17 protein-coding genes are annotated in these 16,884 nt (G+C 62.2%); 4 read left to right on the top strand and 13 right to left on the bottom strand.

Features of this window, described 5'->3' with window-relative positions; translation table 11 throughout:
* Positions 1-34: 34 nt before the first annotated feature.
* Positions 35-2,260 (bottom strand): DNA internalization-related competence protein ComEC/Rec2, encoded by a 2,226-nt coding sequence (locus tag ACF8C6_RS05960; protein ID WP_392498438.1) that lies wholly within the window; start codon positions 2,258-2,260, stop codon positions 35-37.
* 99 nt (positions 2,261-2,359) lie between these two features.
* Between ACF8C6_RS05960 and ACF8C6_RS05955 the strand changes: the two genes are divergently transcribed.
* The gene (locus ACF8C6_RS05955; protein WP_277688933.1) at positions 2,360-2,893 is read left to right on the top strand and encodes a DUF2062 domain-containing protein; all 534 of its coding nucleotides are present in this window, start codon (positions 2,360-2,362) and stop codon (positions 2,891-2,893) included.
* A gap of 14 nt (positions 2,894-2,907) precedes the next feature.
* Here the strand turns inward: ACF8C6_RS05955 and ACF8C6_RS05950 are convergent, their stop codons facing one another.
* From ACF8C6_RS05950 to ACF8C6_RS05940, 3 genes are read right to left on the bottom strand one after another with little or no spacing between them, the layout of a single operon-like run.
* A complete protein-coding gene (locus tag ACF8C6_RS05950; RefSeq protein WP_392498436.1) occupies positions 2,908-4,152 on the bottom strand; it encodes a lipoprotein-releasing ABC transporter permease subunit in 1,245 nt (414 codons plus the stop codon).
* Between the two features lies 1 nt (position 4,153).
* A complete protein-coding gene (gene lolD / locus ACF8C6_RS05945; protein ID WP_392498435.1) occupies positions 4,154-4,837 on the bottom strand; it encodes a lipoprotein-releasing ABC transporter ATP-binding protein LolD in 684 nt (227 codons plus the stop codon).
* Positions 4,830-6,086 (bottom strand): lipoprotein-releasing ABC transporter permease subunit, encoded by a 1,257-nt coding sequence (locus tag ACF8C6_RS05940; RefSeq protein WP_392498434.1) that lies wholly within the window; start codon positions 6,084-6,086, stop codon positions 4,830-4,832. Before ACF8C6_RS05940 ends, lolD begins: the two co-directional genes overlap by 8 nt.
* A 96-nt stretch (positions 6,087-6,182) precedes the next feature.
* Here ACF8C6_RS05940 and ACF8C6_RS05935 point away from each other — a divergent pair, with 96 nt between their 5' ends.
* The 3 genes from ACF8C6_RS05935 to ACF8C6_RS05925 are packed head-to-tail and all read left to right on the top strand — an operon-like array spanning position 6,183 to position 7,770.
* The gene (locus ACF8C6_RS05935) at positions 6,183-6,758 is read left to right on the top strand and encodes a PilZ domain-containing protein (protein ID WP_392498433.1); all 576 of its coding nucleotides are present in this window, start codon (positions 6,183-6,185) and stop codon (positions 6,756-6,758) included.
* A complete protein-coding gene (locus tag ACF8C6_RS05930) occupies positions 6,755-7,054 on the top strand; it encodes a phosphodiesterase (protein WP_392498432.1) in 300 nt (99 codons plus the stop codon). Before ACF8C6_RS05935 ends, ACF8C6_RS05930 begins: the two co-directional genes overlap by 4 nt.
* Positions 7,051-7,770 (top strand): glycerophosphodiester phosphodiesterase, encoded by a 720-nt coding sequence (locus tag ACF8C6_RS05925; RefSeq protein WP_277688939.1) that lies wholly within the window; start codon positions 7,051-7,053, stop codon positions 7,768-7,770. Before ACF8C6_RS05930 ends, ACF8C6_RS05925 begins: the two co-directional genes overlap by 4 nt.
* Positions 7,771-8,109: 339 nt before the next feature.
* Here ACF8C6_RS05925 and sthA read toward each other — a convergent pair whose 3' ends face one another.
* The 9 genes from sthA to ACF8C6_RS05880 all read right to left on the bottom strand — a co-directional run bounded on the left by sthA (position 8,110) and on the right by ACF8C6_RS05880 (position 16,829).
* Complete coding sequence (gene sthA, locus ACF8C6_RS05920; protein WP_277688940.1) at positions 8,110-9,504, bottom strand: Si-specific NAD(P)(+) transhydrogenase; 1,395 nt, start codon at positions 9,502-9,504, stop codon at positions 8,110-8,112.
* A gap of 106 nt (positions 9,505-9,610) precedes the next feature.
* Positions 9,611-9,844, bottom strand: a complete 234-nt coding sequence (nqrM, locus tag ACF8C6_RS05915; RefSeq protein ID WP_277688941.1) for a (Na+)-NQR maturation NqrM — start codon at positions 9,842-9,844, stop codon at positions 9,611-9,613.
* Positions 9,841-10,836, bottom strand: a complete 996-nt coding sequence (locus tag ACF8C6_RS05910; protein WP_392498431.1) for an FAD:protein FMN transferase — start codon at positions 10,834-10,836, stop codon at positions 9,841-9,843. Before ACF8C6_RS05910 ends, nqrM begins: the two co-directional genes overlap by 4 nt.
* A 151-nt stretch (positions 10,837-10,987) precedes the next feature.
* Entirely contained in the window at positions 10,988-12,214 is a 1,227-nt protein-coding gene (gene nqrF / locus ACF8C6_RS05905; RefSeq protein WP_277689018.1) for an NADH:ubiquinone reductase (Na(+)-transporting) subunit F, read from the bottom strand.
* A 7-nt stretch (positions 12,215-12,221) separates the two neighbouring features.
* Positions 12,222-12,830, bottom strand: a complete 609-nt coding sequence (gene nqrE, locus ACF8C6_RS05900) for an NADH:ubiquinone reductase (Na(+)-transporting) subunit E (RefSeq protein WP_277688942.1) — start codon at positions 12,828-12,830, stop codon at positions 12,222-12,224.
* Positions 12,830-13,498: an NADH:ubiquinone reductase (Na(+)-transporting) subunit D gene (locus tag ACF8C6_RS05895; RefSeq protein ID WP_277688943.1), complete on the bottom strand. Its 669-nt coding sequence runs from the start codon at positions 13,496-13,498 to the stop codon at positions 12,830-12,832. The genes nqrE and ACF8C6_RS05895 overlap by 1 nt, the downstream gene beginning before the upstream one ends.
* A gap of 3 nt (positions 13,499-13,501) precedes the next feature.
* A complete protein-coding gene (locus ACF8C6_RS05890) occupies positions 13,502-14,287 on the bottom strand; it encodes a Na(+)-translocating NADH-quinone reductase subunit C (protein ID WP_392498429.1) in 786 nt (261 codons plus the stop codon).
* The gene (locus ACF8C6_RS05885; RefSeq protein WP_277688945.1) at positions 14,280-15,488 is read right to left on the bottom strand and encodes an NADH:ubiquinone reductase (Na(+)-transporting) subunit B; all 1,209 of its coding nucleotides are present in this window, start codon (positions 15,486-15,488) and stop codon (positions 14,280-14,282) included. The genes ACF8C6_RS05890 and ACF8C6_RS05885 overlap by 8 nt, the downstream gene beginning before the upstream one ends.
* Before the next feature lie 3 nt (positions 15,489-15,491).
* Positions 15,492-16,829 (bottom strand): Na(+)-translocating NADH-quinone reductase subunit A, encoded by a 1,338-nt coding sequence (locus tag ACF8C6_RS05880; RefSeq protein ID WP_392498428.1) that lies wholly within the window; start codon positions 16,827-16,829, stop codon positions 15,492-15,494.
* Between the last annotated feature and the right edge of the window lie 55 nt (positions 16,830-16,884).

Below are 16,884 nucleotides of genomic sequence, written 5' to 3'. Positions count from 1 at the left end.
CATAGGGTCGCGCCGGCGCAGACCACTCGGGTTCTCATTTTTCCCGCCAGAAACGCGCACGCTGGCGCCAGCTATCGGCATCCACACCCGCCCCCAATAACAGCCGTACCGCGCCCCGTTCAGCACTGTCATAAAGACTGATATTGCGCACTTGGTAACGTGCCAGCACCTGCTGAGCGGGATGCCCGAAGGGGTTGTGCCAACCACGCGACAGCAACGCCGAGTGCGCACCCACTGCATCCAGAAAGGCCCCGGAGGACGAGCTGCGACTGCCGTGATGCGGCACCTGCAGCCAATCGGCTCTCACGTCCCGCCCCGCCTGCAGCAACGCCCTTTCGGTCGAACTGTCGATATCCCCCGTCAGCAGCAGGGACTCGCCCTCGGCCTCAACCTTGAGCAGGCAGGAGGCCGCATTGCCCTCCTGGGCCGCCGCCCAGCGCCAGGTGGTAAAGCGCACACCATCCCAGCTCCAACTGGCACCATCGCTGCACGGCTGCGCATTGAGTTCGGCGGGCAGATCCCGCGCCTCACCACTAAACACAGTAGCGACTGGCAAGCCATGAGCAATGGCCAGAGACCCACCTGCATGATCGCTGTCGGCATGGCTCAGCAACATCTGATCAAGCCGGGTCACACCCAGCTGCCGCAATGACGGCAGCACTACCCGCTCGCCCAGGTCGAAATCAGCGAAACGCGGCCCGGCGTCATAAAGCAACGCGTGTTCCCGCGTGCGCACCAGCACCGCCAGCCCCTGGCCGACATCGAACTGCCAGACTTCAGCTTGCCCGTGAGCCACCTGAGTCTGAGGCGCAAGAAAAAAAGCAGACAGCAGCAACAGCCCCGGCAAGCGCACCGCCAACCCGGCAGGCAGCAGGCATAGCACAGCACCCAGCGTACCTAGCAGCCAGGCCCACAGTGGCACAGCTGTGGGCAGCCAAGCCGGCATCCACGCAGCCAGCCAGGCGAGCAAATGGAACAACAAGGCCAACAGACCGCCAGCAACAGCCAGCAGCGCCTCGCCGACAACAGGGATAGGTAAGAGCAGAGTGCCAAGCAATGCCAACGGCACCACCAGCAGGCTCACCCAGGGCACCGCCAGCAAGTTGCACAACGGCGCACTGACGCTTATCGGTAGTGCCAGAGCAAAGAACAGCGGCATCAGCCCCAGCGCCATCACCCACTGCGCCCGCCACCAGGCCTGCCACCATGACCAGGCACCGAGCCGGCCGGCGAATGCCAGGATCAGCAGTGCAACCGCCCCGAAAGACAGCCAGAAACCGGGCTGCAAAGTCGCCAGCGGCTCCACCAGCAGCACCAGAACCCAGGCCATGAGCAACGGCAGCCAGACGCCGAGATGGCGAAAGCGCAGACGCCACAGCAGCACCAACGCCACCATCACACAAGCACGCCGTACCGGCACCTCGAAACCGGCCAGCAGGCCATACAGTAAAGCGCCAGCGAATGCCAGACCACAGGCCCAAGGCAGCCAGGGCAGGCGCTGCGGCCACCAGCCGAGACGCGCCATCCCGGCAACCAGGCCATAAAGCAAAGCCGCCAGCAACGCCACATGCTGCCCGGAGATCACCAGCAGATGCACCGTGCCGGTGTCCTGCAGCACCCGCCAGTCCTCGCGCGACAACCCCGAATCATCGCCCAGCACCAGCGCCGTGAGCGCGCCTTCGCGACCATGAGCATCCACCTGCAACAAGCGCAAGCGTAAAGCGTCGCGCCAGGCAGCAAAGCCATCCGCCGCCCGCAAGCGCTCGCCTTGCTTGACCGTTCCCGTGGCGCCAATGCGTTGCGCCAGTAGCCAGGCCTCATAATCGAAGCCCTGCGGGTTGACCAAACCTCGCGGGCGCTTGAGCTTGACCGCCAGCCGCCAATGCTCGCCAGCCTGCAAATCGGGACCTCGATACCAGGACAGGCGCAGACGTTGCGGCAGATCATGGCGACGGGCACGGACCTGCTCTAGTTGAAAACGCACCACGCCATCACCCTTCTCCGGCAATCCGACGATGCGCCCTTCCAGCCACAACGTGCGGCCATCCAGCTCGGCGACAAGCCGATCATCCAGCGCACGTTGCGCGGAGAAACAGGCCCAAGCCAGGCCAAACAGGAACAACGCCAGAGGGTAGGTGCGCCAGGGCAGCAACATCAGACCAACGGGCAGTAACGCAGCGAGCAGCCAGCCAGGCGGCAAGGCCGGAAGAAACGGCAGACAGGCCAGACCTGCCGCCATCGCGAGCATCCCTGTACGCATCAATGTCCCATCCTGGGTCAATCGGTGTCACAAAAGCGGGCGAGCCGAGGCGCCAGCATACGTGCATAATAGCGCCGCCTCAGCTTCCCGAGAGCCTCAATGCCGCGTCGTCTATTCAAGCGCTACATGCCCGATCCGCAGTTTGTCCGGGAGCACAAATCCCTGCGCTTTCTCGGCAAATTGTTGCACGATCCCAACCTCTGGCACCTGAACCGTCACTCGGTGGCCCGAGCCATGGCCGTGGGCCTGTTCGCTGCCTTCGTGCCGATTCCGATGCAGATGCTGCTCGCCGCTGCTATTGCCATAGTGGTCCGCGCCAACATGCCAATCTCGGTGGGACTGGTCTGGCTGACCAACCCCATCACCATGCCGCCGATCTTCTACTGCACCTACAAGCTAGGCGCGATGCTGATGGGCATTCCACCGGTCGCGCTACCCGATGAGCTGACCTGGGACTGGATTACCGGCGAACTCGCCACCTTATGGAAGCCCTTTCTGTTTGGCTCCCTGCTCACCGGTAGCGTGCTCTCCATCAGCGCCTACGGGCTGACCATGGCTTACTGGCGCTGGTGGGTAGCCCACAATTGGCGCAAACGTGTGGAAAGCCGGGCGCTGAATGAAAAACGCCGCTGAATAGCGGCGTTTTTTTACTCGTAGCGCAGCGCCTCGGCTGGCTGGGTCTGTGCTGCCCGCCAGGCCGGGTAGAGCGTCGCGAGAAAGCTCATCAGCAAAGCCGCCACGCAGATCAGCACCACATCCGTCACCTGCAGGTCCGACGGCAGACTGCTGATGAAATACACGTCGGAACTGAAGATGTGCATGCCGCTGATGCGCTCCAACCAGGCCATCCAGGCGCTGACATTGAGCGCGACCAGCACACCCAGCACGCCACCAATCAGCGTGCCGATGCAACCGATCACCGTCCCCTGCACCATGAACACCGTCATGATCTGCCCCGGCGTGGCACCGAGGGTACGCAGGATGGCGATATCGGCGCGCTTGTCGGCCACCACCATGATCAGCGTGGCGATGATGTTGAAAGCCGCCACGGCAATGATCAGCAGCAGCAGCAGACCGATCATGGTCTTCTCCATCTTCATGGCACTGAACAGACTGCCCTGGGTGCGCGTCCAGTCGTTGGCACGGTAGCCGACACCCAACTCCTGAACGATAGTCGCCGCCACCTGGGGCGCCTGGTACAGATCTTTCAGGGCAATGCGCACACTCTGAACCTGCCCCGGCTCGGCGCGCAGCATGCTGCTGGCATCCGCGACGTTGATCAGCGCGAGGCTGCCGTCCAGCTCAGCGCCAACCTTGAATACACCGGCCACGGTCAGACGCAACATACGCGGCGTGATGCCCGAAGCGCTGTTGCTCGGTTCCGGCACGATCAACGTCAGCTTATCGCCAACATTCAGGCGAAAACGCCGCGCCGTGATCTCGCCAATCACCACGCCGAACTCGCCCGCACGCAGATCATCCAGACTGCCCTGGGTAATGTGCTTGGCGATATTGGAGACTTTCTGCTCCTGCTGCGGGTCAATGCCGTTGATCTGCACCGGCTGCATCGAGCCTTTGTAGGAGAACATGCCCTCCAACTCGGCAAAGGGCGCTGCGCCGGTTACCTGCTTGTTGCGCATGGCAACAGCCGCTACGGCCTGCCAGTCATCCAGCGGCTTGTCCGCCGCCAGGGTGGCATGGGGCACCAGGCCGAGGATGCGTGAACTCATCTCCTTCTGAAAACCGTTCATGACCGACAGCACCACGATCATCGCCAGCACGCCGAGGGCCAGACCGATCATCGAGGTCAGCGAGATGAAGGAGATGTAATGATTGCGCCGCTTGGCCCGGGTGTAGCGGGTGCCGACGAAGAGCGAGAGGGGTCTGAACATGTCAGGCCGCCACCAGCTTGCCATCTTCCAGGCGCAGCACGCGATCCATCTGCCCGGCCAGCTGCGGATCGTGGGTCACTACCAGAAAGGCCGTGCGCGAATCACGGCTCAGCTCGCGCATCAATTCCTGAATGCCCTGGGCGGTATGCTGGTCGAGGTTACCGGTGGGCTCATCGAGCAGTACCAGGGCTGGCTGATTGACCAGGGCACGAGCGATGGCCACGCGCTGGCGTTCGCCGCCAGACAGTTCGGCCGGCTTGTGCGACAGGCGATGGCCGAGCCCCACTCGTTCCAGCAAGGCCGTGGCGCGCTGACGCGCCTCAGGGATCGGTGTCTTGCCGATCAACAATGGCATGCACACGTTTTCCAGCGCAGTGAACTCGGGCAGCAGATGATGGAACTGATAAACAAAGCCCAGCGCCCGGTTGCGCAGCAGGCCACGGGCCTTCTCGTTCAACGCCGAGAGCTCCTCGCCGGCCAACCAGACACTGCCCTGGCTCGGTGTATCCAGCCCGCCCAGCATATTCAGCAGAGTACTCTTGCCCGAGCCGGAGGAACCGACGATAGCCACGCGCTCGCCAGGCAGCAACTCCAGCTCCACGCCGGCCAACACCTCGACCGTCTGCGGGCCTTCCTCGTAGCTTTTGCCTAGGTTGCGGCAACTCAGGACGGACTTGTCACTCATAACGCAAAGCCTCCGCTGGCTGGGTGCGCGCAGCACGCCAGGCCGGGTAAAGGGTGGCGAGGAAACTCAGAATTAGCGCAGCGGCGCAGACCAGCACCACATCGCTCATCACCACCTGCGACGGCAGATAGTCGATGAAATACACCTCGGCATTGAGGAAGTGGATACCCAGCGCCCCCTCCAGCCACGTGATCGCAGCGCTGACGTTGAGCGCGGCCAGCACACCGAGCACACCGCCGATGAGCGTGCCGAACACGCCGATCACGGTGCCCTGCACCATAAAGGTCAGCATGATCTGGCGTGGCGTGGCGCCCAGGGTGCGCAGGATGGCAATGTCGGCCTTCTTGTCGGTCACCACCATCACCAGAGTGGAAATGATGTTGAAGGCGGCCACAGCGACGATCAGCAACAGCAACAGGCCGATGATCGCCTTCTCCATGCGGATGGCCTGGTACAGGCCACCATGGGTGCGGGTCCAGTCGCGGGCGTAGAAATCCTGGTCGCGCAGCAGCGTGGCCAGCTCCCAGGCTACCTGCGGCGCCTGGAACAGGTCGTGCAACTTGAGGCGAATGCCCTGCACCTGACCGGGTTTAAGGCGCAACAGACGTCCGGCGTCCTGCAGATGAGCCATCGCCACATGACCATCGACCTCGCCGGCTCCGACATGGAAGATGCCGACCACGGTGAAGCGCTTCATGCGCGGGAACATGCCAGCCGGCGTGACCGTCACCTCCGGCGCCACGAAGGTAACCTTGTCGCCCATCGACAGCCCCAGCTTCTTCGCCGCCAGATCACCGATGAGAATGCCGAATTCACCGGCCTTGAGTGACGCCAGCGAACCCTGATCCTTGAGGAAGTAATCGCCAATGATCGACACCTTGCCCTCTTCGGCGGGGTCGATGGCATTGACCAGCACCTTTTGCACCTGACCGTTATGGGTCAACAAACCCTGCATCTGGGTGAAGGGCGCCAGCGCCGCCACCTGCGGGTGACGCGCCAAACCTTCGCCGATGGTGCGCCAGTCGTCGATGGGCGTGGCGCTATCGAGCGTGGCATGCGGCACCATGCCGAGCACGCGATTGCGCATTTCGCGATCGAAGCCGTTCATCACCGACAGCACCACAATCATCACCAGCACGCCCAGAGCCAGGCCAATGATCGACGTGAGAGAGATGAAGGAGACGAAGTGACTGCGGCGTTTGGCGCGCGTGTAGCGCAGGCCGAGGAACAGAGACAGGGGTCTGAGCATCAGTACGGGGTTCGCTGGCGAATGGGAAAACGTCCTTGTGGCAGGGCTCGGCGTGCAGCTTTACACTCAGACCACCACTGCAGCCATGGGTTCGCCATGTCGAATCAAGACGTCGATGACCGCCGCGAATACTACCGGATCGAGGATACGATCGCACTGGATTTCAGCCTGATTTCCATTGCCGAAGCGCATGCCAGCGAGCCGCTTCACGACAATTCGCCGCTGTTCAACCTGCTCAGCGAATTGCACCTGATGGATTTCGAATCACAGCACCTGCTGCGCCATATCAGTGAGCGCGACCGCACCCTGGCCAATTACCTCAAGGTCATGAACAAACGCATCGACCTGCTCGGCCAGGCCGTGGCCCAAAGTCTGTTGCGTGACATCGGCGCACCACGCAGGGTTTCCATTTCCGAGGGTGGTATCAGCTTCAACCACCACAAGGCTGTGCCGGCGGGCAGCCACTTGGCGCTCAAGATGGTGCTCATGCCCCAGGCGCTCGGACTGCTGTTGCGCGCCCAGGTGGTGCACTGTCAGCGCCGCGAAGATGGCCAGTTCGAAATCGGCACCGAATTCGAAGCGCTGACCGATACCCAGCGTCAGCTGGTAGCTCGCCACATCCTGCAGAAACAGGCGCTGGAACGCCGCCAGGCCAGGGAACAGCAGTCATGAAATGGCCCCTTCTGCTAGTCGCAGCGCTTCTGCCGCTGTCCGCACAAGCCCAAACCATCGAGATTCCCGTTGGCCAGCAGGGCGCAGCTGTTGCCGGGCTACCGCACAAAGGCGAGTCCAGGCACTCGGTGCTCGAACGTTTCGGCCTGGCCGACCAGGAGCATCCTGCCGTTGGCCAGCCACCCATCACCCGCTGGGACTACCGCACCTTCAGCGTCTATTTCGAATACGACCATGTCATCAACAGCGTGCTGCACCATCAGCCTCGCCACCCAGTCGCCAAGGAGCAACAGTGACCCTCATCTACGGACACCGCGGCGCCAAGGGCGAAGCACCGGAAAACACCCTCGCCAGCTTCCAGCGCTGCCTGGACAACGGCGTCAACCGCTGTGAACTGGATCTGCACCTGTCGCGTGACGGCGAGCTGATGGTCATCCACGACCCGACCCTCAAACGCACCACCGGCCGCCGCGGCAAAGTCGTGCAGCACGACGCAGAGGAACTGATAACGCTGGATGCCCGCCAGGGCGGGCCGGGTTGGAAGACCCCCTGCCCGATCCCCAAACTGGAAACCCTGTTCGAACACTGTCCGTTCGAGCACTGGCAACTGGAAGTGAAGATCGCCTCGCGGGTGCGCGCCGCGCGGACGGTGCTGGCCATCCAGGCGCTGACCAAGCGCTTTGGCATTCAGGACAAGGTAACCGTCACCAGCAGCTCCCGCGAGGTGCTGCGTGCGCTCCGTCGCCTGACCCCGGAGCTTTCCCGCGGCCTGGTCGCCGAGTACAACTGGCTCGACCCGCTAAAGGTAGCCGCCCATCACGGCTGCTCTATGCTGGCGTTGAACTGGACGCTGTGCACGCCGGAGCGCCTGCTCAAGGCCCAGAGAGCCGGGCTGCATGTCTCGGTATGGACGGTGAACGAACCTTCGCTGATGCGGCGTCTGGCCGACTTCGGCGTAGACAGCATCATCACCGATTTCCCTGGCCTGGCAGTGGATACGCTCAAGCGCTAGCTAGCAGCTCCTTGTAGCCCGGATGAAATCCGGGAAACAGGCGGCCACACTCCCGGATTGCATCCGGGCTACGGCTCTACTCGGACACCCCCTCTCCCATTTATGGGAGAGGGTTAGGGAGAGGGGCGCACAGGCCACTCGGGGTAGCCTGATACAACCCTCTCCCCCGCCCCCTCTCCCGCACGCGGGAGAGGGGTGAAAGCAAAAAACCGGCCCTAGGGCCGGTTTTTTCTTGCAGCGTCGCGCCTGGTCAGAAACTCTCCCGGTTCGGCCAGCGCCAGTCGCGGGAGTGGCTGAACGGACTCTCCCCGACCGGCTCAGGCCACCGGTCGGAGCCGCTCAAAAAAGCCGGTTGAGCCCGTCGAACGCCGCTACCCGATAAGCCTCGGCCATGGTCGGATAGTTGAAGGTGGTATTGATGAAGTACTTGATACTGTTCGCTTCACCCTTCTGGTTCATGATCGCCTGACCAATGTGGACGATCTCCGAAGCCTGGTAGCCGAAGCAGTGTACGCCGAGAACTTCCAGGGTTTCACGGTGAAACAGGATCTTCAGCATGCCCACCGGCTCATGGGAGATCTGCGCCCGCGCCATGCCCTTGAAAAACGCCTTGCCGACTTCATACGGGATCTTGGCCTGAGTCAGCTCCTTCTCGGTCTTGCCGATCGAGCTGATCTCCGGAATGGTGTAGATACCGGTCGGTACGTCATCGACGAAGCGCCAGCTGTCATTCTCCACCGCGCTGCCGGCGGCCGAGCGGCCCTGGTCGGCCGCCGCGCTGGCCAGGCTCGGCCAACCGATCACGTCACCGGCGGCGTAAATGTTCGGCACCGCGGTACGGTAATGCTGATCGACTTCGATCTGGCCACGGCCATTGGCCTTCAGGCCGATGTTCTCCAAGCCCAGCTTGTCGGTGTTGCCGGTACGGCCGTTGCACCACAACAGGCAATCGGCCTTGATCTTCTTGCCCGACTTGAGATGCAGGATGACGCCGTTTTCGAGGCCCTCGATGCGCTCGTACTCCTCGTTGTGACGGATCAGCACATTGTTGGTTCGCAGGTGGTAGCTCAGCGCATCGGAAATCTCGTCATCGAGGAAGCTGAGCAGCTGGTCGCGGTTATCGATAAGGTCGACCAACACACCCAGACCACTGAAAATCGAGGCGTACTCGGAGCCGATCACGCCGGCACCGTAGATGATGAGGCGGCGCGGGGTATGGGTCAGGCTAAGAATCGTGTCGCTGTCATAGATACGAGGGTGGTTGAAGTCGACATCGGCAGGACGGTAGGGCCGCGAGCCGGTGGCGACGATCACCTGCTTGGCCACCAAACGCTCAACCACACCGCTGGCGCAGACCACCTCCACGGTGTGCTCATCGTGAAAGCTGGCAGTGCCGAAGAAGACATCGACGCGATTGCGCGCGTAATACCCAGTGCGCGAAGTGACCTGCTTGGCAATCACACGCTCGGCGCTCTTCAGCACGTCCGGGAAGGAAAACCAGCGCGGCTCACCGATCTGGCGGAACAACGGGTTAGTGTTGTATTGCATGATCTGGCGCACCGAGTGGCGCAGGGCCTTGGACGGGATTGTGCCCAGGTGGGTGCAGTTACCCCCGACCAGCGGACGGTTGTCGACCACTGCCACCTTGCGTCCAGCCTTGACGGCGTTCATCGCCGCGCCCTCGCCTGCCGGCCCGGAACCGAGCACCACCACGTCGTAGTTGTAGACCGCCATGCTTACTCCTTTCAGAACTGCTCAGGGCGCCCGTGGCGCCCTGCAGATGCCTTCACGGCACTTTTTGTCATCGCCCCAGCTTAGCCGGGGCGTTTTGCCCGGCACATTAGCGCTTGGTAGCGTCGTAGGCGAGCGTTGCATCCACTACATCAGCGTTCTTGTCGCGATTGACCTCTTCACACTTCTCGCGACTACCGCCACAGATCGAGCACTCCTTCTCGATACCCAGATTGGCGATACCGCCGCAGGAGCCGGCGATGGGCTTGCGCCCGAAAATCACACCGATGGCCATACCCAGCACCACCAGCAACATGAAAGCGAAGACCAGAAGCCAGGTCATGGGGACTCTCCTTCGCCGAAACGGCGAGTGAATGCGGGCGTCGCACGGGTGGCGAAGCCCTGGTCGGTACGGGTGACGAAGAAAGCGGCGATGTCCTTGCCCTCGGCATAGGCGTAGCCGCGCTCAGGGCCCAGCACCATCAATAGAGTAGACAGCCCGTCGGCACGCAAGGTCGATGGATCGACCACGGTAACCGAAGCCAGACGATGATCGATCGGGGCGCCGGTCTGCGGGTCGAGCGTATGCGAGTAACGTTTGCCGTCTTCCTCGAAGTAATTACGGTAATCGCCGGAAGTGGAAACCCCCAGCCCATCCAGCGGCAACACCTTCTGCGCCACCTGGTGATCATCGCGCGGCGCCTCGATGGCGATACGCCAGGGCGAGCCATCGGGCTTGTGTCCGGCCGCGCGCACCTCACCCGTCACATCCAGCAGGTAGCTCTTCACGCCCAGCTCGCCCAGGCGCGCGGCAATACGGTCGACCGTGTAGCCGGCGGCGATGCTGTTGAGATCGACCTGTACGGCCGCATCCTTGCACAGGCGTCGCTCGCCAATCTGCAGATGCGCATGCCCCACACGGGCACGCGCTTCGGCGATCTGCTCGGCACTGGGCACTTTCTCGCCGCGGGCCTGCGGGCCAAAGCCCCAGAGATCGAGCAAGGGTTCCAGGGTCAGGTCGAAAGCGCCATTGCTTTCGGCGCTCAGCACGTCGCCCGCACGCACCAGTTCCAGTACCGCAGCGGGCATGGCACGGCAACTCTTGGCCGGCAGGCGATTGAATTCGGATAGGTCGGAATCGCTGCGCCAGGTGGACATCTGCTTATCCACCTCAGCCAGCAGGCCATCGACTTCGGCCTTGAGCGCGGCGGGCTCGGGAGTACCCTCGCCCGCCACGTACTTGAGCGAGTAGTGGCTGCCCATGGTCGGGCCGCCGAACTGCTCGATCTTCTCGCCGCAGCCGACCAGCAGAACGCTGGACAGCAGGGCGAACAACGCAGGAAAAACTTGGTTTGAGTGGCGTAGCGAGCGCCGCGTATTGGGTCTCAGCCAGCGCGCAGGAACCGCAGTGTACGAGTAGTACATGAGGATTCCGAGCACTGCCTGAGGCACAAGACGCAAGCGCAGCAGCCAATCAGGCTGAGTTTTAACCACCGAAATCGTCCAGCAGGATGTTCTCGCGCTCGACGCCCAGGTCCAGCAACATCTTGATCACGGCAGCGTTCATCATGGGCGGGCCGCACATGTAGAACTCGCAGTCTTCCGGCGCCGGGTGGTCCTTCAGGTACTGCTCGTACAGCACGTTGTGGATGAAACCAGTCAAGCCGGTCCAGTTGTCTTCCGGCTGCGGGTCGGAGAGTGCCAGGTGCCACTCAAAGTTGGGATTCTCCGCGGCCAGCTGATCGTACTCTTCAACATAGAAGGCTTCGCGCAGCGAGCGCGCACCGTACCAGAAGCTGATCTTGCGCTTGGAGCCCAGGCGCTTGAGCTGGTCGAAGATGTGCGAACGCATCGGCGCCATACCGGCACCACCACCGATGAAGACCATTTCGGCCTCGGTTTCCTTGGCGAAGAACTCACCGAAGGGGCCGTACACGGTGACCTTGTCGCCCGGTTTGAGGTTGAACACCCAGGACGACATCTGACCTGGCGGCAGATGATCCTTGCCCGGCGGCGGCGAGGCGATACGGATGTTGAATTTGACGATGCCCTTCTCTTCCGGGTAGTTGGCCATGGAGTAGGCGCGGATCACGGTCTCGTCGACCTTGGACACGTACTTCCACTGGTTGAACTTGTCCCAGTCGCCACGGTACTCGGGCTGGATGTCGAAGTCCTTGTAGTTGACCACGTGCGGCGGGCATTCCAGCTGCACGTAGCCACCGGCGCGGAAGTCCACGCTCTCGCCTTCCGGCAGGCGCAGGGTCAGCTCCTTGATGAAGGTGGCGACGTTGGGGTTGGACTCCACCGTGCACTCCCACTTCTTCACGCCGAACACCGACTCTTCCACCTCGATGTGCATGTCCTGCTTGACCGGGGTCTGGCAGGACAGGCGCCAGCCCTCACGGGCCTCGCGCTTGGTGAAGTGCGACTCCTCGGTCGGCAGCATCTCGCCGCCGCCGCTCTCGACAATGCACTTGCACTGGGCGCAGGTGCCGCCACCACCACAGGCCGAGGACAGGAACACGTTGTTCGCCGCCAGGGTCTGCAGCAGCTTGCCGCCGGCCGGCACGGTGAGGGTGCGCTCACCATTGATGACGATGTTGACGTCGCCGCTGGACACCAGCTTGGCGCGCGCCACCAGGATGATCACCACCAGCGCCAGAACGATGGCGGTGAACATGCCGATGGCCAATACGATTTCAAAACCCATCAGGTGCTCCTTACAGCTGAATACCGCCGAACGACATGAAGCCGAGCGACATCAGACCGATGGTGATGAAGGTGATGCCCAGGCCCTGCAGGCCATCCGGCACATCGCTGTACTTGAGCTTCTCGCGGATGCCGGCCAGCAGTGCGATGGCCAGGGCCCAGGAAAAGCCGGAACCAACGCCGTAGACCACGCTCTCGGAGAGGTTGTAATCACGTTCGACCATGAACAGGGTGCCACCCATGATGGCGCAGTTCACGGTGATCAGCGGCAGGAACACGCCGAGGGCGTTGTACAGGCTGGGCACGTACTTATCGAGCAGCATCTCGAGGATCTGCACGATGGCGGCGATCACACCGATATAGCTGAGCAGGCCGAGAAACGACAGATCCACGTCCGGCAGGCCAGCCCAGGCCAGCGCACCGTCCTTGAGCAGGTAGGCGTAGATCAGGTTGTTGGCCGGCACGGTGATGGTCTGCACCACGATCACGGCGATGCCGAGACCGATGGCGGTTTCCACCTTCTTCGAAATCGCGATGAAGGTACACATGCCGAGGAAGAAGGCCAGCGCCATGTTCTCGACGAACACCGCCTTCACGAACAGGCTGAGGTAATGCTCCATCAGTAGGCCTCCTTGTTGGACACCTGAGGTGCCATCTTGAAGCTCGGTGCTTCCACCTGGTCTTTCTTCCAGCTACGCACAGCCCAGATGAACAGGCCGATCAGGAAGAACGCCGAAGGTGGCAACAGCAGCATGCCGTTGGGTTGGTACCAGCCGCCGTCATTGACGGTCGGGAGGATGGTGTAGCCAAACAGCTTGCCGGCACCGAACAGCTCGCGGATCACACCCAGTGCAACCAGAAACGCGCTATAGCCCAGGCCGTTGCCGATACCATCGAAGAACGACAGCAGCGGCGGATTCTGCATGGCGAAGGCCTCGGCACGCCCCATCACGATACAGTTGGTGATAATCAGGCCGACGAACACCGACAGCTGCTTGGACAGCGAGTAGGCGAATGCCTTGAGCACCTGATCGACCACGATCACCAGCGAGGCGATGATCACCATCTGCACGATCATGCGGATGCTGCTCGGAATCTGGCTGCGAATCATCGAGACGAACAGGTTTGAGAAAGCACACACCAGGGTCAGTGCAACAGACATCACCAGGGCGGTCTTGAGGTTCGAAGTCACCGCCAGGGCCGAGCAGATACCGAGGATCTGCAGACCGATGGGGTTGTTGTTGAACAGCGGATTCAACAGGACTTCTTTATAGGTCGGTTGCGACATCGCTTATGCCTCCCCTTTGCTCAGCTTGGCCAGGAACGGGCCGAAGCCGTTCTCACCAAGCCAGAAATGCAACAGATTGTTCACGCCATTGCTGGTCAGCGTGGCACCGGCCAAGCCGTCCACCTGATGCTCAGCCTTCGGCGACTGCGGATCGACACTGCCCTTGATGATTTCCACCGCCAGGGCACCGTTGTCATCGAACAGGGTCTTGCCGACCCATAGGCCTTTCCACTTCGGATTGTCCACCTCGCCGCCAAGGCCCGGAGTCTCCCCGTGCTGGTAGAAGCCGAAGCCAACCACGGTGTTCAGATCGCCTTTGACCGCGATGAAACCGTGCAAGGTCGACCACAGACCATAGCCACGCACTGGCAGGATCAGGGTCTGCAACTCGCCGTCCTGCTCCACCATGTACACGGTCGTGAACTGCTCACGGCGCTTGATCGAGGCAATGTCCTGCTCACCGGACAGCACCACGGACAACTGAGGGTCCTTGGACGCCTTGAGCGGGTCGAAGGTGGCCGGGTTCTGCGCATCGGAGAAAGTACCCTCCCGCAGATCCACGACCTTGGCCTGGATACGCTCGCCGAACAGTGCTTTGACCTCTTTGGCGCTCATGCCAGCCTCACCCAGACCAGCAATGGCCAGGATGCTGCGCTGCTTGTCCAGCTGACGGTTTTCCACCTGGGTGGGCTTGAGCGCTACGGCAGCACCGGCGACGAACACCGAGCAGACCAAGCACACCAGCACCGCGACGGTGAGGGTACGTACAGTCGATTCTTTGTTAGCCACGTGCGAGCCTCCGCTTGATGTTGGCCTGCACCACGAAATGGTCGATCAGCGGTGCACAGAGGTTGGCGAACAGAATCGCCAGCATCATGCCTTCCGGGAAGGCCGGGTTGACCACGCGAATCAGCACCACCATCAGGCCGATCAGCGCGCCGAAGATCCACTTGCCGGTATTGGTCATGGACGCCGACACCGGGTCGGTGGCCATGAAAATCATGGCGAAGGCAAAGCCGCCAACCACCAGATGCCAGTACCAGGGCATGGCGAACATCGGGTTGCTGTCCGAGCCAATGGCATTGAACAGCGTGCTGGTGGCGATCATGCCCAGCATGACACCGGCAACGATGCGCCAGGAGGCGATCTTGGTCAGCAGCAGGAAAGCGCCGCCGATGAAGATGGCCAATGCACTGGTCTCGCCGATGGAGCCCCGCTCAAGGCCGACGAAGGCATTCCACCAGCTCAGACCGCTGGCAGCGACCTGCTCCATGCCGCTGGCAGCGGCTACGGACAGGGTCGTAGCACCGGCATAGCCGTCCACCGCAGTCCACACCATGTCACCGGACATATCCGCCGGGTAGGCGAAGAACAGAAAGGCGCGACCAGTCAGCGCAGGGTTGAGGAAGTTCTTGCCGGTCCCACCGAACACTTCCTTGCCGATCACCACGCCGAAGCTGATGCCCAGCGCCACTTGCCACAGCGGGATATCCGGCGGCAGGGTCAGGGCGAACAGCACGGAGGTGACGAAGAAGCCTTCGTTGACCTCGTGACGACGGATGGAGGCGAACAGCACCTCCCAGAAACCGCCGACGATGAAGGTGGTCAGGTAGATCGGCAGGAAGAACGCCGCACCCTGGATGAAGTTGTCCCACACGCTGCTCGGGTCAAAACCCGCCAGCGCGCCGATCAGGCCGAAGCGCCAGCCTTCCTGGGCCGCCAGCAGCTCGGCGTTCCCGGCGAAGATGCTGTTGGCCTGATAGCCGATGTTCCACATGCCGAAGAACATCGCCGGGAAAGTGCACAACCACACGGTGATCATCATGCGCTTGAGGTCGATACCGTCGCGCACGTGGGCCGTACTCTTGGTCACGCTGCCCGGGCGGTAGAAGAAGGTATCGATCGCCTCGTACAGGGCATACCACTTCTCGTACTTGCCGCCCTGTTCGAAGTTGTGCTCGATCTTGTCGAGGAATTTACGCAAAGCCATGGATCAGCCCTCCTTCTCGATGCGAGCCAGGTTGTCCCGCAGGATCGGGCCGTACTCGTACTTGCCGGCGCACACGTAGGTGCACAAGGCCAGGTCTTCTTCGTCCAGCTCCAGGCAGCCGAGCTTCTGCGCCATGTCGGTATCACCGACGATCAGATAGCGCAGCAGCTGGGTGGCCAGGATGTCCAGCGGCATGACGGCCTCATAGTTACCCACCGGCACCATGGCGCGCGGACTGCCGTTGGTGCTGGTGTCCATGGCCAACTTCTTGCCACCCATCAACTTGGACACAAAGATGTTCAGCACCGAGTGCTTGTTCACCCCGGCACGCAGGTAGTGCAGCAGCTCACGCTCGCGGCCCTCATGCAGGCAGGAGACCTGCACGTGGTAGCGACCGAGGAAGGCGTAGGCCCCGCGCGCACTGCGCCCACCGAACACCGAGCCGGAAATGACTCGATTATTGCCAGGCTGCAACTCACCGGCGCTCAGCTCGTCGAGGCTGGCGCCCAGACGGGTGCGCAGCAGGCGCGGCTTGTCTACCACCGGACCGGCCAACGCGACGACGCGTTCGACACTCAGTTTGCCGCTGGTAAACAGTGCGCCAATGGCGATCACGTCCTGATAGCCGATCTGCCACACACTCTTGCTGGCACTGACCGGGTCGAGGAAGTGGATGTGTGTACCCGGCAGACCCGCCGGATGCGGGCCGGCGAAGCTCTCACCCTGCACGCCAGCCAAGCTCTCGCCAGGCAGACTCACGCCCTCGGCCTTGCACAGGAAGATCTTGCCCAGGCGGGCCAGCACCTTGAGACCGCTCTCGAAGTCACCGGCTTTGTCAGCGATGATCACGGCCGGGTCGGCCGCCAACGGATGGGTGTCGATGGCGGTGACGAAGATCGAGCTAGGTACAGCATCGACGGCCGGCACCTTGCTGAACGGACGGCTGCGCAGCGCGGCCCACAGACCGGACTGTTGCAGATTGTCACGCACAGCCTGGGGCTCCAGGCTATCGAGCTGAGCCGCTTCGTAGCGGGCGAACTCGATGGCCTCATCGCCATCCAGGTCGATCACCACCGACTGCAGCACCCGCTGCTCGCCGCGATGGATGGCGCTGACCACGCCGGCACCCGGTGCAGTGAAATGCACCCCCGGGTTCTTCTTGTCGGAAAACAGGACCTGACCCAGCTTGACTCGGTCACCCACCTGTACCGCCATGGTCGGCTTCATGCCTTGATAGTCGCAGCCCAATACGGCCACGCTGCGCACCGCACGAGCAGCATCGATACGCTGCTCCGGGGCGCCGCTAATGGGCAGATCCAGCCCTCGTTTGATCTTTATCATTCTTTATCCCAAACACTGAAGGCAGTGTTTCCGCAGGCTTCAACACGACCGGAAA

This window comes from Pseudomonas sp. zbq_18 (assembly GCF_043102245.1).
Classification (GTDB): Bacteria; Pseudomonadota; Gammaproteobacteria; order Pseudomonadales; family Pseudomonadaceae; genus Aquipseudomonas.
The sequence above is the reverse complement of the archived record's forward strand: the minus strand, read 5'-3'. Positions and strand labels throughout refer to the sequence as shown.

Coding starts and splice junctions, on each gene's coding strand:
- ACF8C6_RS05960 (WP_392498438.1), bottom strand. CDS start 2,260: ATGCGTACAGGGATGCTCGCGATGGCGGCAGGTCTGGCCTGTCTGCCG.
- ACF8C6_RS05955 (WP_277688933.1), top strand. CDS start 2,360: ATGCCGCGTCGTCTATTCAAGCGCTACATGCCCGATCCGCAGTTTGTC.
- ACF8C6_RS05950 (WP_392498436.1), bottom strand. CDS start 4,152: ATGTTCAGACCCCTCTCGCTCTTCGTCGGCACCCGCTACACCCGGGCC.
- lolD (WP_392498435.1), bottom strand. CDS start 4,837: ATGAGTGACAAGTCCGTCCTGAGTTGCCGCAACCTAGGCAAAAGCTAC.
- ACF8C6_RS05940 (WP_392498434.1), bottom strand. CDS start 6,086: ATGCTCAGACCCCTGTCTCTGTTCCTCGGCCTGCGCTACACGCGCGCC.
- ACF8C6_RS05935 (WP_392498433.1), top strand. CDS start 6,183: ATGTCGAATCAAGACGTCGATGACCGCCGCGAATACTACCGGATCGAG.
- ACF8C6_RS05930 (WP_392498432.1), top strand. CDS start 6,755: ATGAAATGGCCCCTTCTGCTAGTCGCAGCGCTTCTGCCGCTGTCCGCA.
- sthA (WP_277688940.1), bottom strand. CDS start 9,504: ATGGCGGTCTACAACTACGACGTGGTGGTGCTCGGTTCCGGGCCGGCA.
- nqrM (WP_277688941.1), bottom strand. CDS start 9,844: ATGACCTGGCTTCTGGTCTTCGCTTTCATGTTGCTGGTGGTGCTGGGT.
- nqrE (WP_277688942.1), bottom strand. CDS start 12,830: ATGGAGCATTACCTCAGCCTGTTCGTGAAGGCGGTGTTCGTCGAGAAC.
- ACF8C6_RS05895 (WP_277688943.1), bottom strand. CDS start 13,498: ATGTCGCAACCGACCTATAAAGAAGTCCTGTTGAATCCGCTGTTCAAC.
- ACF8C6_RS05885 (WP_277688945.1), bottom strand. CDS start 15,488: ATGGCTTTGCGTAAATTCCTCGACAAGATCGAGCACAACTTCGAACAG.
- ACF8C6_RS05880 (WP_392498428.1), bottom strand. CDS start 16,829: ATGATAAAGATCAAACGAGGGCTGGATCTGCCCATTAGCGGCGCCCCG.